At 70.6% G+C, this 12,527-nt stretch carries 13 protein-coding genes; 10 read left to right on the top strand and 3 right to left on the bottom strand.

Annotation, left to right across the window (positions count from 1 at the left end; all coding sequences use genetic code 11):
* Positions 1 to 22: 22 nt before the first annotated feature.
* Complete coding sequence (gene hxlB, locus ACZ4MH_RS22180; RefSeq protein ID WP_351597468.1) at positions 23 to 619, top strand: 6-phospho-3-hexuloisomerase; 597 nt, start codon at positions 23 to 25, stop codon at positions 617 to 619.
* Between the two features lie 48 nt (positions 620 to 667).
* Here the strand turns inward: hxlB and ACZ4MH_RS22175 are convergent, their stop codons facing one another.
* Positions 668 to 1,669 (bottom strand): aldo/keto reductase family protein, encoded by a 1,002-nt coding sequence (locus tag ACZ4MH_RS22175; RefSeq protein WP_351597465.1) that lies wholly within the window; start codon positions 1,667 to 1,669, stop codon positions 668 to 670.
* A 273-nt stretch (positions 1,670 to 1,942) separates the two neighbouring features.
* Here ACZ4MH_RS22175 and ACZ4MH_RS22170 point away from each other — a divergent pair, with 273 nt between their 5' ends.
* The 8 genes from ACZ4MH_RS22170 to ACZ4MH_RS22135 are packed head-to-tail and all read left to right on the top strand — an operon-like array spanning position 1,943 to position 9,197.
* Positions 1,943 to 3,244, top strand: coding sequence for an ATP-grasp domain-containing protein (locus ACZ4MH_RS22170; protein ID WP_351597462.1), 1,302 nt, complete (start codon positions 1,943 to 1,945; stop codon positions 3,242 to 3,244).
* Positions 3,245 to 3,302: 58 nt separating this feature from the next.
* Positions 3,303 to 5,354, top strand: a complete 2,052-nt coding sequence (locus ACZ4MH_RS22165; RefSeq protein WP_351597459.1) for a CocE/NonD family hydrolase — start codon at positions 3,303 to 3,305, stop codon at positions 5,352 to 5,354.
* 42 nt (positions 5,355 to 5,396) lie between these two features.
* Positions 5,397 to 5,597 (top strand): hypothetical protein, encoded by a 201-nt coding sequence (locus ACZ4MH_RS22160; RefSeq protein WP_351597457.1) that lies wholly within the window; start codon positions 5,397 to 5,399, stop codon positions 5,595 to 5,597.
* Complete coding sequence (locus tag ACZ4MH_RS22155; protein WP_351597455.1) at positions 5,594 to 6,052, top strand: MrpF/PhaF family protein; 459 nt, start codon at positions 5,594 to 5,596, stop codon at positions 6,050 to 6,052. The genes ACZ4MH_RS22160 and ACZ4MH_RS22155 overlap by 4 nt, the downstream gene beginning before the upstream one ends.
* Entirely contained in the window at positions 6,045 to 6,329 is a 285-nt protein-coding gene (locus ACZ4MH_RS22150; RefSeq protein ID WP_351597453.1) for a Na(+)/H(+) antiporter subunit B, read from the top strand. Before ACZ4MH_RS22155 ends, ACZ4MH_RS22150 begins: the two co-directional genes overlap by 8 nt.
* Entirely contained in the window at positions 6,326 to 7,093 is a 768-nt protein-coding gene (locus ACZ4MH_RS22145; RefSeq protein WP_351597450.1) for an MnhB domain-containing protein, read from the top strand. Before ACZ4MH_RS22150 ends, ACZ4MH_RS22145 begins: the two co-directional genes overlap by 4 nt.
* On the top strand, positions 7,090 to 7,440 hold the full coding sequence (locus tag ACZ4MH_RS22140) for a sodium:proton antiporter (protein ID WP_351597447.1): 351 nt from the start codon (positions 7,090 to 7,092) through the stop codon (positions 7,438 to 7,440). Before ACZ4MH_RS22145 ends, ACZ4MH_RS22140 begins: the two co-directional genes overlap by 4 nt.
* Positions 7,437 to 9,197 (top strand): complex I subunit 5 family protein, encoded by a 1,761-nt coding sequence (locus tag ACZ4MH_RS22135; RefSeq protein ID WP_351597444.1) that lies wholly within the window; start codon positions 7,437 to 7,439, stop codon positions 9,195 to 9,197. Before ACZ4MH_RS22140 ends, ACZ4MH_RS22135 begins: the two co-directional genes overlap by 4 nt.
* Here the strand turns inward: ACZ4MH_RS22135 and ACZ4MH_RS22130 are convergent.
* Positions 9,194 to 10,333: a M20 family metallopeptidase gene (locus tag ACZ4MH_RS22130; protein ID WP_351597441.1), complete on the bottom strand. Its 1,140-nt coding sequence runs from the start codon at positions 10,331 to 10,333 to the stop codon at positions 9,194 to 9,196. The two genes, ACZ4MH_RS22135 and ACZ4MH_RS22130, sit on opposite strands and share 4 nt — an antisense overlap.
* Before the next feature lie 29 nt (positions 10,334 to 10,362).
* Complete coding sequence (locus ACZ4MH_RS22125; RefSeq protein ID WP_351597438.1) at positions 10,363 to 11,310, bottom strand: cation diffusion facilitator family transporter; 948 nt, start codon at positions 11,308 to 11,310, stop codon at positions 10,363 to 10,365.
* A gap of 145 nt (positions 11,311 to 11,455) precedes the next feature.
* Between ACZ4MH_RS22125 and ACZ4MH_RS22120 the strand changes: the two genes are divergently transcribed.
* Positions 11,456 to 12,421 carry an LLM class F420-dependent oxidoreductase gene (locus ACZ4MH_RS22120; protein WP_351597435.1) on the top strand — a complete coding sequence of 322 codons (966 nt, stop codon included), beginning with the start codon at positions 11,456 to 11,458 and terminating at the stop codon, positions 12,419 to 12,421.
* The last annotated feature ends 106 nt before the right edge of the window (positions 12,422 to 12,527 follow it).

The following is a 12,527-nucleotide window of genomic DNA, read 5'->3' as shown; positions in this document are numbered from 1 at the left end:
CCTCACCGAAGGACCCGCCACCATGGCCGAAAACCCCGAAAACACCGAAAACGCTGAACTCCCCTCCGCCGCCGCCCTCCTGGACACCGTCCAGGAAGAACTGCGCGGCGTCCTCGCCGCCGTCGACGCCACCTCCCTCGACGCGCTGGCCGCCGTCCTCCTGCGCGCCCGGCGGATCTTCGTGGCCGGCGAGGGCCGCTCCGGGTTCATGGCCAAGGCGTTCGCCATGCGGCTGATGCACCTGGGCCTGCCCGTGCACGTCGTCGGCGAGACCACCACCCCGGCCGTTGCCGACGGCGACACCGTCGTCGCGGTCTCCGGATCGGGGACCACGGCAGGCACCGTGCGGGTGGCCGAACAGGCCGTCAAGACCGGCGCCGAAGTGCACGCCGTGACCACCGCGCCGGACTCCCCGCTCGGCACCCTGGCCGCTGCCGTCCTGCTGCTGCCCGCCGCGACGAAGTACCGGCGGCCCGGCGAGGTCCCCAGCGTCCAGCCGCTCTCCAGCCTCTTCGACCAGGCCACCCACCTCACCCTGGACGTCGTGGCCCTCCGCCTCGCGAACCTCCTGAAGGTCGACAACGAACGCGCCCGCACGGCCCACGCGAATACGGAGTGAGGGCGGACGGGGGAGCGGGGTGCCGGCCGCCGCAGGCCCCGTAAAGAGTCAGCCGTCGTTGGCCGGGTTGCCCGCGGTCAGCGCCGGGTCACGGGTCGCCACCGGCTCCAGGATGTCGTCCACGGCCTTGAGCAGCGCGGGTTCCAGCCGGACGCCGGCCGCCTTGACGTTCTCCGTGACCTGCTCGGGGCGCGAGGCGCCGATGATGGCGGCGGAGACGTTGCGGTTCTGCAGGACCCAGGCCACCGCGAGCTGGGCGAGCGAGAGGCCGGCCTGCTCCGCGAGCGGCCTGAGCTGCTGGACCCGCTCCAGTACCTCGTCCCGCAGCCAGCGCGCGACAAAGGTGGCGCCGCCCTTCTCGTCCGTGGCGCGGGTCCCGGCCGGCAGCGGCGCGCCCGGGAGGTACTTGCCGGTCAGCACGCCCTGGGCGATCGGCGACCAGACGATCTGGCCGATGCCCAGCTCCTCACTGGCCGGCACCACCTCGGCCTCGATCACCCGCCACAGCGCGGAGTACTGCGGCTGATTGGAGATCAGTGGGATGTGCAGCTCGCGGGCGAGAGCGTGGCCCGCGCGCAGCTGGTCGGCGGTCCACTCCGACACGCCGATGTAGTGCGCCTTGCCGGCCCTGACCACGTCGGCGAACGCCTCCATGGTCTCCTCCAGCGGGGTGCTGTGGTCGTAGCGGTGGGCCTGGTACAGGTCGACGTAGTCGGTCCGCAGGCGGCGCAGCGACCCCTCGATCGACTCCATGATGTGCTTGCGGCCCAGGCCCCGGTCGTTCCGGCCGGTGCCGGTCGGGAAGTAGACCTTGGTGAAGATCTCCAGCCCCGCGCGCCGCTCGCCCTGGAGCGCGGCGCCGAGCACGGACTCGGCGCGGGTCTCGGCGTAGACGTCGGCCGTGTCGAACGTGGTGATGCCCGCGTCCAGCGCGGCACGGATGCAGGCGGTGGCCGCATCCTGCTCCACCTGCGAGCCGTGCGTGAGCCAGTTGCCGTACGCGATCTCGCTGATGGTCAGGCCACTGCGGCCCAGGCGGCGGTATTCCACGGTGTCAGCTCTCCTCTGTAGGACTACTTCTGCCCTTCCGCACCATCCTGCCCCGCCGCCGCCCATCGACCCGAACGGCCCGGTGAGCACGTCCGGTCACAGGACTTTCGCGCCGCGGCTGCATGACTCCGGTGGCGTGGGTACTCGGCGGAACGATCCCGGGGCAGGCGCGTGGCGCGCCGGTCTTCACGCGTGTCTGTGATGACTCGGGCGGCCGTCGCACGGTAGAAGGACGGGTAACCGGGCCCCCGCCGCCAATACGAAGGAGGTCCCTTGAGTAGGAAGAATATCTTTGTCGTCGGTCTGGACGAGGGAAATCTGACCGAGCTGCAGGCTCTTCCCGATGCCGCGGAATACACCTTCCACGGCCTGCTCACCCCCGAGGAACTGCAGGTCGGCGAGGTGTCCGTACCGCAGCTCCTGGAAAAGGCGTACGGCATCCTGGACGCCTTCGAAGGCAGCATCGACGCCATCGTGACCTACTGGGACTTTCCCGCGAGCACCTTCGTTCCGATTCTCGGCGAGCGGTACGGAACGCGTACCACCAGCCTGGAGTCCATCGTCAAGTGCGAGCACAAATACTGGAGCCGGCTGGAACAGCAGAAGGTCATCGACGAGCACCCGCGTTTCGGCCGGGTCGACCTCTCGTCGGACGACCCGCAGCCGCCCGACGGCGTGCGCTTCCCGATGTGGCTCAAGCCCGCCCTGTCCTATTCGTCGGAGCTGGCCTACGGCGTCAAGGACGAGAAGGAATTCAAGGAGGCGGTGGGACACATCCGGGAGGGCATCAGCCGGGTGGGGCGCCCCTTCGAAGACATCATGGCCCGCATTGAGCTGCCCCCGGAAATGGCCGGGGTCGGCGGGGAGGTATGCCTGGCCGAGGAGGCGATCTCGGGAATCCAGGTGGCCGTCGAGGGCTATGTCCTCAATGGCGAGGTCGTCGTCTACGGGACGCTGGATTCCATCAATTACCCCGACAGCTCCAGCTTCCTGCGCCACCAGTACCCCTCCACGCTGCCCGATGACGTCGTCCAGCGGCTGCGCATCGCCAGCGAGCGGGTGATACGCCAGATCGGGATGGAATCGGCGACCTTCAGCATCGAATTCTTCTACGACCCGCACACCGACGCGATCAATCTGCTGGAGATCAACCCCCGGCATTCGCAGTCGCACGCGCAGATCTTCCACTACGTCGACGGCGTGCCGAACCACCACTGCATGGTCCGCCTCGCCCTCGGCAAGGACCCCCGGCTGCCGCAGGGCGAAGGCCCGTACCGCAAGGCCGCCAAGTGGTACTACCGCTGGTTCACCGACGCCGTGGTCCAGGACGTGCCCTCCCCGGAGGAGATCGAGCGCATCGAGCGGGAGATCCCCGGCGTCCGCATCGAGATGGTGCCGGAACCGGGGAAACGTCTCTCCGACGCGCCGCAGCAGGACAGCTACAGCTGCGAACTGGCCCACATCTTCACCGGCGCCGACAGCGTGGACGAGATGACCGAGAAGTACGACCAGTGCGTGGCCGCCCTCAACCTCACCTTCGAGGGCACCCCACCGCCGGACGACCACGACGAGTGAGCACGGCCCGTCGGCACGGCGAGCGCACCGGCACACCGGAAAGGAGCACGGCAGCCGCATGCAATTCGTGAGCGACCTGCCCCACGCGACGAAGGAAGAGGACCACGTCGCGATCCCCATGCCCGACGGCACCCGGCTCTCCGCGCACATCTGGCGCCCCGTCACCTCCGACGGAGAACCGGTGCCGGCGATCCTGGAGTACATCCCGTACCGCAAACGGGACCTCACCTCCGTCCGCGACTCGATCCACCACCCCTACCTCGCCGGACACGGCTACGCCTGCGTCCGCGTCGACATCCGCGGCACCGGCGACTCCGAGGGCGTCCTGCTGGACGAGTACCTGGAACAGGAACAGGCCGACGCCGAAGAGGTACTCGCCTGGATCGCCGCACAGCCCTGGTGCGACGGGAACACCGGCATGATGGGCATCTCCTGGGGCGCCTTCGCCGCCCTCCAGGTCGCCGCCCGGCAGCCGGCCAGCCTGCGCGCCATCGTCATCGCGTCCTTCACCGACGACCGCTACTCCGACGACATGCACTACATGGGCGGCACGCTGCTCTCGGACAACCTCGCCGAGGCCGGCACCATGTTCGCCTACGCCACCTGCCCGCCCGACCCCGAAGTCGTCGGCGACCGCTGGCGCGACATGTGGCACGAACGGATGGAGGCCAGCCGCCCCTGGGCCCTGGAATGGCTGCGCCACCAGCGCCGCGACGACTACTGGAGGCACGCCTCGGTCTGCGAGGACTACGACGCCATCCGCGTGCCCGTCCTCGCCTCCAGCGGCTGGGCGGACGGCTACTCCAACGCCGTCTGCCGGCTGCTCAGCAACCTCGACGTGCCGCGCAGGGGACTCATCGGCCCCTGGTCGCACAAGTTCCCCCACCTGGGCGAGCCCGGCCCCGCCATCGGCTACCTCCAGGAAGTCGTGCGCTGGTGGGACCACTGGCTCAAGGGCGCCGACAACGGCGCCATGGACAGCCCCATGCTGCGCACCTGGATACAGGACAGCATGCCGCCCTCCACCTCCTACGAGGAGCGGCCCGGCCGCTGGGTCGGCGAGCCCGTCTGGCCCTCGCCGCGCATCAAGGACAGCGTGCACCCCCTCAGCCGGCACCGCATCGGCCCGGCACGGACAAAGGACGAAGGGGAGCAGGACGACGAGGCGGCCAGAGGCGACGCGCTCACCGTCGAATCCCCGCTGTCCGTCGGCCAGTTCGCCGGCAAATGGGCCTCCTACAACGCGCCGCCGGACCTGCCGTACGACCAGCGCGAGGAGGACGGCGGCTCGCTCGTCTTCGACAGCGAACCGCTCACCGAACGCCTGGAGGTCATGGGCACCGCCACCGTCGAGCTGGAGGTCTCCGCCTCCGAGCCCGTCGCGATGGTCGCCGCCCGGCTCTCCGACGTCGCCCCCGACGGCGGCGCCACCCGCGTGACGTACGGCCTGCTCAACCTCACCCGGCGGGACGGCACCGGCGTACCGCAGCCCCTCGAACCGGGCCGGCGCTACCGTGCCACCGTCCAGCTCAACTGCACCGCACAGGTGTTCCCGGCCGGCCACCGCGTCCGCCTCTCGCTCTCCACCTCCTACTGGCCGCTGGCCTGGCCACCGCCCCGCCCGGTCCGGCTGAGCGTCTACGAGGGAACCAGCACCCTCACCCTGCCGGTCCGCCCCAACGACGTACCCGACGACGTGCCCGACCCCGCCTTCGGCGAACCAGAAGGCACCGAGCCGGTCCCCGCCACCCAACTGCTGCCCAAGGAACAGCGCTGGGACGTCAAACGCGACCTGGTCAACTACAACAACGCACTGGAGATCGTGAAGGACGCAGGGCTGGTGCGGTTCGAACAGCCCGGCCTGGACGTCGGCCGCCGCGCGTACGAGCGGTACACCTCCGTCGCCGACGACTTCACCTCCGTACGCGGCGAAACGACCTGGACCATGCGCTTCCGGCGCGGCGACTGGGACGTGCACGTCGTCACCCACACCACCCTGTGGTCCAACGAGGACTGCTTCTGCATCGACGCCACCCTCGACGGCTACGAAAGCGACCGCCGGGTCTTCTCCCGCACCTGGAACGAGACCCTCCCGCGCGACTCCCTGTGACACGGGGTACCCGTCCCGCGCGTCGTCGGGAAAGGGGCGGACATGCGGTGTTTTGATGGCGGCATGGCGTGGGGCCGGGTGAGCAGCGTGATCGAGGTGGCGGTGTGGTGGGCGGCGCTCTTCGCCCTCTGGCTCTTCCTGATCAGTACCGTCGACGCCCTGGAACTCCTCGTCGGCGCCGCCGTCTCCCTGGTCGGCGCGGCCGCTGCCGCCGCCGCACGCCGGGCGGTGACCGACCGGTGAACGCCTGGCTGGTGGCCGCCGCCGCACTGATGGTGGCCGGCCTCGGCCCGGTCCTGTGGTGCGTGGCCACCGGACCGCTCCGCCGCCGCGTCGCCGCCCAGAACACCGGCACGCTGCTGGTCTGCCTCGTCCTGCTGCTGCTCGCCCGCGGCTACGCCCGCCCGCCGTACACCGACGTGGCCCTGGTCGTCGCCCTCCTCGGCCCGGTCGGCACCCTCGTGTACGCCCGGCTCCTCGGGCCCGAGATGGGCGACGACCCGCAGCAGGGACCGCTCACCAAAGCCTTCGCGGTGGTCGCCTCAGCGGCCGTCGTGCTGCCGCTGTGCGTCGCCGAGGGCCCCGGCCGCTCCCTGGTCAAACTCCTCCTCATCGGCGCCATCCTGGTCGGCGGCAACCTCATCTCCTCCAAAGCGCTGTCCGGCGCCCGCCCGAAGGAGGCGGACGACCATGGCTGACGTAGTGATCGCCGTCGCGCTGCTGCTGGTCGCCGCCACCGCCACCGCCGCCGTCGCGGTCCGCGACCCGGCCCGCCAGGCCCTGGTCCTCTCCCTCCTCGGCCTCACCCTCACCCTGCTCTTCACCGTCCTGCAGGCCCCCGACGTCGCCCTCTCCCAGCTCGCCGTCGGCTCGGCCCTGACCCCCCTGCTCATCCTGCTGTCCGTACGCAAGGCACGCCGCCGCTCCCTCGACCGAGTACGCGCGGAAAAACAAGCGGGGGAGGGCGGAACATGAACCGACGGCTGCGGATGTGGGTACTCCTGCTCGGGCTCGCCGGCACCGCGGCCCTGCTGGTCGCCGCCGCCCTCCGACTGCCCGCCTTCGGCAACGACTTCCACCCCTACGGCGACCGCGCCGTCCGCGAAGCACTCGCCCGGCAGACCGCCAACACGGTCTCCGCCGTCAACTTCGACCAGCGCGCCTTCGACACCCTCGGCGAGGAAACCATCCTCTTCGCCGCCGTCCTCGGCACCGTCGTCCTGCTCCGCCAGGCCCGCGACGAACGCCAGGTCGAACCGGCGCCCGCCGACGTCGCGGCACCCGTACGCCGCTACGCCCTCGTCCTGCTGCCCGTCACACTCGTCGCCGGGCTCTACATCGTCGCCCACGGCCAGCTCACCCCCGGCGGCGGCTTCCAGGGCGGCGTCGTCGCGGCCACCGCACTCCACCTGCTCTACATCGCCGTGGACTACCGCGCACTGGAACGCATCCGCCCCCTCGGCCTCTTCGAAGTCGGCGACGCGGCCGGCGAAGCCGCGTACCTCGTCATCGGCGTCGCCGGACTGCTGGCCGGATCCTCCTACCTCGCCAACACGATCCTGCCGCACGGCACGTTCAACACCCTCTCCTCCGGCGGCACCGTACCGCTGCTCAATGCCGCCATCGGGATGGAAGTCGGCTGCGCGGTCGTCGTACTCCTCGCTCGCTTCCTGGATCAGGCAGTCGAGATCGAAGGGGAAGGGCAAGGGGAAGGGCAAGGGGAAGGGGAACGGAAATGATGGACGTACTGCCCTACCTCGTCGCCGCATGGGTCTTCCTCGTCGGCTGCTACGGCCTCGCCACCAGCCGCAACCTCATCCACGCCGTCGGCTGCCTGGCCGTCTGCCAGGCCGCCACCTACGTCCTACTGCTCGCCGTCGGCTACCGCCGGGGCGGCACCTCCCCGGTCTTCTCCGACGTCACCCCCGGCACCCGCCCCCTCGTCGACCCCGTCGTCCAGGCCCTCGCCCTCACCGACGTCGTGGTCGGCGCCACCGTCACAGCCCTCCTCCTCGCCCTGGTCATACAGGTCGCCAAACGGCACCACACCCTCGACCCGGACGAACTGTCGGAGCTGCGCGGATGAACCACCTGCTGCCGCTGGCCGTCGCCGCGCCGCTGCTGGGCGCCGCCCTCCTCGTCGCCGCCGGCCGTTTCGTGCCGCGCGTCGTCGCGGAGGCCGTGGGCGGCACCGTCGCCGCCGCCACCGCGGCCCTCACGCTCTACCTCCTGCTCGCCGCCCCCTCCCCGGTCATCGAATGGGTCGGCGGCTGGACCCCGCGCCACGGACACAGCGTCGGCATCGTCCTGCACGCCGACCACCTCGCCCTCGGCATGGCGGCGCTCGTCTCCGTCCTCGTCCTCGCCGTCCTCGTCTACTCCTGGCACTACTTCGACGAACCGCCCCGCAAACACGCCGGCTCCTTCCCCGCCCTCGTTCTCCTCTTCCAGGCCGGCATGTGCGGCTTCGTCCTCACCGGCGACCTCTTCAACGCCTTTGTCTTCTTCGAACTCATGGGCGTCGTCGCCTACGCACTGACCGGATACCGCGTCGAGGCCGCGAAGGCCGTACAGGGCGGCCTCACCTTCGGCGTCGTCAACTCCCTCGGCGCCTACGCCATGCTGCTGGGCATCGGCCTGCTCTACTCCCGCACCGGCGAACTCGCCATGCGGCACATCGGCGCCGCGCTCGACGCCCGCGGCGCCCCCGACGCCCTCGTCCTCGCCGCCTTCGTCCTCCTCCTCACCGGACTGCTCGTCAAGGCCGCCGCCGTCCCCTTCCACTTCTGGCTCCCCGACGCGCACGCCGTCGCCCCGACCCCGGTATGCATGCTGCTCTCCGGCGTCATGGTCGAACTCGGCGTCTACGGCACGGCCCGCGTGTACTGGACGATCTTCGCCGGCCCCGGCGGCATCCCACCCGAAGCCGTCACCCGCACACTCCTCACCTTCGGCGTGCTCTCCGCCGCCGTCGGCGCGGTCATGTGCTGGTACCAACGCCACGTCAAACGCCTGCTGGCCTACTCCACCGTCGCCCACACCGGCCTCTTCCTCATCGGCCTCGGACTGCTCAAGCCCGAGGCGACCGGCGGCATCGCGCTGTACGTCCTCGGACACGCGGGCGTGAAGGCGGCGCTCTTCGCGTGCGCGGGCATCCTGCTGGACCGCTACGGCTCCATCGACGAGTACGAACTGCACGGCCGCGCCCCCGAACTGCGCCTGACCGCCCTCTACTTCGTCGCGGCCGGACTGGCACTCGCCGGACTGCCCCCCTTCGGTACGGCACTCGGCAAGGCCGTCACGGAAGAGGCCGCCGGACCCTGGCTCACCGCCGTGTTCGTCCTCGTCTCCGCCGTCACCGGGGGAGCGGTACTGCGCGTCGCCGCCCGCATCTTCGGCGGCTTCGGCCCGGCCCCCGCGGACGACGCGGAATGCGAGACCAGCGGCGAACGCGAACAGCCGGAGACCGAACAGCAACTGACCCGGGTCCCCGCCACCATGCTGGCCGTCCCGGGCGCGCTGCTCGCCGGGGCGCTCCTGGTCGGCGTGGTACCGGCCGTCCGCGCCGCCGCGGGGAGCGCGGCGGACGAGGCGACGGCCGGAGCGACCGTGGTCCCCGTCCCGCCGCACTGGTCGGCCGCCGGACTGCTGCTCGGCGTACTCTCCGCGGCCCTCGCCGCCGCCCTCGCACTCCTCGCCGTCCGCCGCCCCCAGCACACCCGCAGCCGCCACTGGATCGACCCCCTGCGCCTCCTCCACTCCGGCCACATCGGCGACTACGTCGCCTGGACCGTCGCGGGGACGGCGTTGCTGGGAGCGCTGGCCTTGTCGGGCGTGCTCTAGGCGGGGGTGCTCCGGGCGGGCGTGCTCTGGGCGGAGGGCGCGTGACGAACCGCGTTCACCAGGTCGGCGACCAGGTTCGCCCGCTCCGCCATGGCATCGATCACCACGTACTCGTGGTCGGCGTGTGCACCGCCGCCGACCGCTCCGAGCCCATCGAGCGTCGGCACCCCCAACGCGGCCGTGAAGTTGCCGTCGCTTCCGCCGCCGACCGCCGTGCCTTCGATACCGGGAAGCAACTGCTGCGCCAGCGCGAAGAGTTCGGCCGAAGCCGACTCGGGCATCGGCGGGCGGCCGACGGCTCCCCGGACCGTGATCTCCGCCCCGTCGAGATGCGGTTCCAGTGCAGCGAACGCGGATTCAACGCGTTCCTTCTCGCCGGCCGACTCGACCCGGACGTCGACGATGACGGTGGCCTCCGCCGGGACGACGTTGTCCAGGGTGCCGGCGGACGCGACGGTCGGGGTGACGGTCGTACCGATATCGGGTCGGCCGAGCGCTGCGATGTCCAGTACCTGATGCGATGCTTCGATCAGCGCGTTGATCCCGGCCGCGGGCTCCAGGCCCGCGTGCGAGGCCCGGCCCGCGACGGAGACCTGAAAGGTGCCGCAGCCCTTGCGGCCGGTCTTCAGGGCCCCGCCGTCGGCGGCACCCTCCAGCACCAGCACAGCGCCGCAAGCAAGGGCCCGTTCTTCGAGGAGGGCCCGAGACGAGCCGGAACCGACCTCTTCGTCGGCGGTCACCAGGATCTCCACGCCCGACCGGTCATCGAGCGCCGCCACGCCATGAACGGCCTGCACCAGACCACCGAGCATGTCGAAGACCCCGGGGCCGGTCGCATGCCCGTCCTCGACCCTGAACGGGCGGCGGGCGAGGGTGCCGAGCGGAAACACCGTGTCGTGATGACCGAGGATCAGTACTCGCGGATCGCCGCCGGCCGACCAGTGGACATGCGGCCCGGCTTCGCTCTCCACGAGGACGGCCTGCCCACCGAGGCGGCTCTCGATGATCGACGCGACGGCCTTGGCCGATGCCGTCAACGCGTCGAGATCGCGCGACGGAGACTCGACTTCGACGAGTGTCCGCAGGTCATCGAGCATCGCGTCAACACGCACGGGGACGGCCTTGTGCATCATCATGCCGCAAGGGTAATTGGCACTCCCTGGACTCAGCCGGTCCCCTCCGCAGTCGAAGCGGACGAGCCGCTGGGCGCATCGGCCGGCGCCTCCGTGATGTCCAGGAAGACGTGATCGGCCTGCGGCCAGGTGTCCTCGACCTCGCGCTTGATCCGTACGCACACCAGCTCCACCCGCTCGCTGTCCAGCCCCGGCGCCAGGTCGATACGGGCCGCCACCAGCCACGAGTCCTCCCCGAGCCGCATCGTCAGCAGCGCCGCCACATTGTCGACCTCGGGCTGCGAGACGAGCAGCGCCCGGATGCGGTCCCGCAGATCCTGGTCGACGGACTCACCGATCAGATGGTCGCGCGCCTCCTTGCCGAGCCGGTACGCCACGTACACCAGCAGCAGCCCGATCGCGAACGACGCCGACGCCTCCCACGCCACCTCGCCCGTGAGCAGGTGGAGCAGCATCCCGGCCGCCGCCAGCAGCACGCCCAGCACCGCGGCGCCGTCCTCGGCGAGCACCGTGCGCAGCGCCGGATCACCGCCGCCGGCCTTCTGTACGCGCAGCTGGTACACCGCCCTGACCAGCGACGTCCCCTCGGCGACGAACGCCACGCCGAGCACGATCAACCCCGCCGCATAACCGCTCGGCGACTCCTGCGAACCCTCCCGCAGCGCGCTGATCCCCTGGAAGAAGGAGAAGCAGCCACCCATCACGAAGATCCCGACCGCGGCCAGCAGCGCCCAGAAGTAACGCTCCATGCCGTACCCGAAGGGGTGGCGGCGGTCGGCGGGGCGGCGGCTGCGGCGCAGCGCGGCGAGCAGGAACAGCTCGTTGAGGCTGTCGGCGACGGAGTGCGCCGCCTCCGACAGCAGCGCGGGCGAACCGGAGATCAGACCGCCGACCGCCTTTGCGACCGCGATGACGAGATTGGCGGCGAGCGCCACGACGACCGTCACCCGGGTCCGGCCGTCGGACTTCTTTCGATTCACCGTGATTCACCGCCGCCATTCGGGGGACGCGGAGGTTCCGGGAGATCCACAATACGCATCAATCGAGCGTGTACCCGGTTCGATGAAAGGGAACCACGGAAAACCTCGGAGGAGATTCCGCAACCAGCCGAAAAGGTGAGTGACAATGGTGGACGTCGGATACACGATGATGACCGAACAGGCCGGGCCGCGCGAACTGGTCGACCATGTCGTCATGGCCGAGCGCGCCGGTTTTGATTTCTCGGTCACCTCGGACCATTACTTCCCGTGGCTGGCCTCGCAGGGCCACGCCCCGTACGCCTGGAGCGTGCTCGGGGCGGCCGCGCAGGCCACCTCCCGCATTCCGCTGATGACGTACGTGACGTGCCCGACGACCCGATACCACCCGGCGGTCGTCGCCCAGAAGGCGGCGACGATGCAACTGCTCGCGCAGGGCCGGTTCCGGCTGGGCCTGGGCTCGGGCGAGAGCCTCAACGAACACGTCGTCGGGCAGGGCTGGCCCGCGGCGCCGGTGCGCCTGGAGAAGCTGGAGGAGGCCATCGAGATCATCCGGGCGCTGTTCTCCGGTGACGAGGTGACCTATCACGGCGAGCACTTCAATGTGGACCAGGCCGTGCTGTGGGACCTGCCCGAGGAGCCGCCGAAGATCGGCGTCGCGGTCTCCGGCGGGTACTCCTGCGCGATCGCGGGCCGGCTCGGTGACCTGGTCATCGCCACCGAGCCGAAGAGCGAGCTGCTGCAGGCGTTCGACAAGAACGGCGGCACGGGGAAGCCGCGCGTCGGCCAGATCCCGGTCTCCTACGATCCCGACCGGGACGCGGCGATCGCCCGGGCGCACGACCAGTTCCGCTGGATGGTCGGCGGCTGGCCGGTCAACTCCGAACTCCCCGGCCCGTCCGGCTTCAGCGGCGCCACGCAGTACGTACGCAAGGAGGACATCGCGCAGGCCATCCCGTGCGGCGACGACGTCGGTACGTTCGTGGAAGCGGTGAAGGCGTACGCGGACGCCGGCTTCACGGAGGTCGCCCTCGTACAGATCGGCGGCGACCAGCAGGAACCGTTCATCGAGTGGGCCCAGAAGAATCTGCTGCATGAGATCCGGGCGTTGTGAGGTCCTGTCGTATGCCCCGCACTTGCCGTACCGTTTCGGCCCCTCTTCTTCCCCCATTGGGGGGTGCGAGGTCCCCTTCTCAACACAGTACCGGCCGGTACTGACA

Source organism: Streptomyces sp. NPDC026301, assembly GCF_055567935.1.
The sequence above is the reverse complement of the archived record's forward strand: the minus strand, read 5'-3'. Positions and strand labels throughout refer to the sequence as shown.

What these genes read in the sequence shown, in the direction of transcription:
- hxlB (WP_351597468.1), top strand. Translation starts at nt 23, where the DNA reads ATGGCCGAAAACCCCGAAAACACCGAAAACGCTGAACTCCCCTCCGCC.
- ACZ4MH_RS22165 (WP_351597459.1), top strand. Translation starts at nt 3,303, where the DNA reads ATGCAATTCGTGAGCGACCTGCCCCACGCGACGAAGGAAGAGGACCAC.
- ACZ4MH_RS22160 (WP_351597457.1), top strand. Translation starts at nt 5,397, where the DNA reads ATGCGGTGTTTTGATGGCGGCATGGCGTGGGGCCGGGTGAGCAGCGTG.
- ACZ4MH_RS22150 (WP_351597453.1), top strand. Translation starts at nt 6,045, where the DNA reads ATGGCTGACGTAGTGATCGCCGTCGCGCTGCTGCTGGTCGCCGCCACC.
- ACZ4MH_RS22145 (WP_351597450.1), top strand. Translation starts at nt 6,326, where the DNA reads ATGAACCGACGGCTGCGGATGTGGGTACTCCTGCTCGGGCTCGCCGGC.
- ACZ4MH_RS22140 (WP_351597447.1), top strand. Translation starts at nt 7,090, where the DNA reads ATGATGGACGTACTGCCCTACCTCGTCGCCGCATGGGTCTTCCTCGTC.
- ACZ4MH_RS22135 (WP_351597444.1), top strand. Translation starts at nt 7,437, where the DNA reads ATGAACCACCTGCTGCCGCTGGCCGTCGCCGCGCCGCTGCTGGGCGCC.
- ACZ4MH_RS22130 (WP_351597441.1), bottom strand. Translation starts at nt 10,333, where the DNA reads ATGATGATGCACAAGGCCGTCCCCGTGCGTGTTGACGCGATGCTCGAT.
- ACZ4MH_RS22120 (WP_351597435.1), top strand. Translation starts at nt 11,456, where the DNA reads ATGGTGGACGTCGGATACACGATGATGACCGAACAGGCCGGGCCGCGC.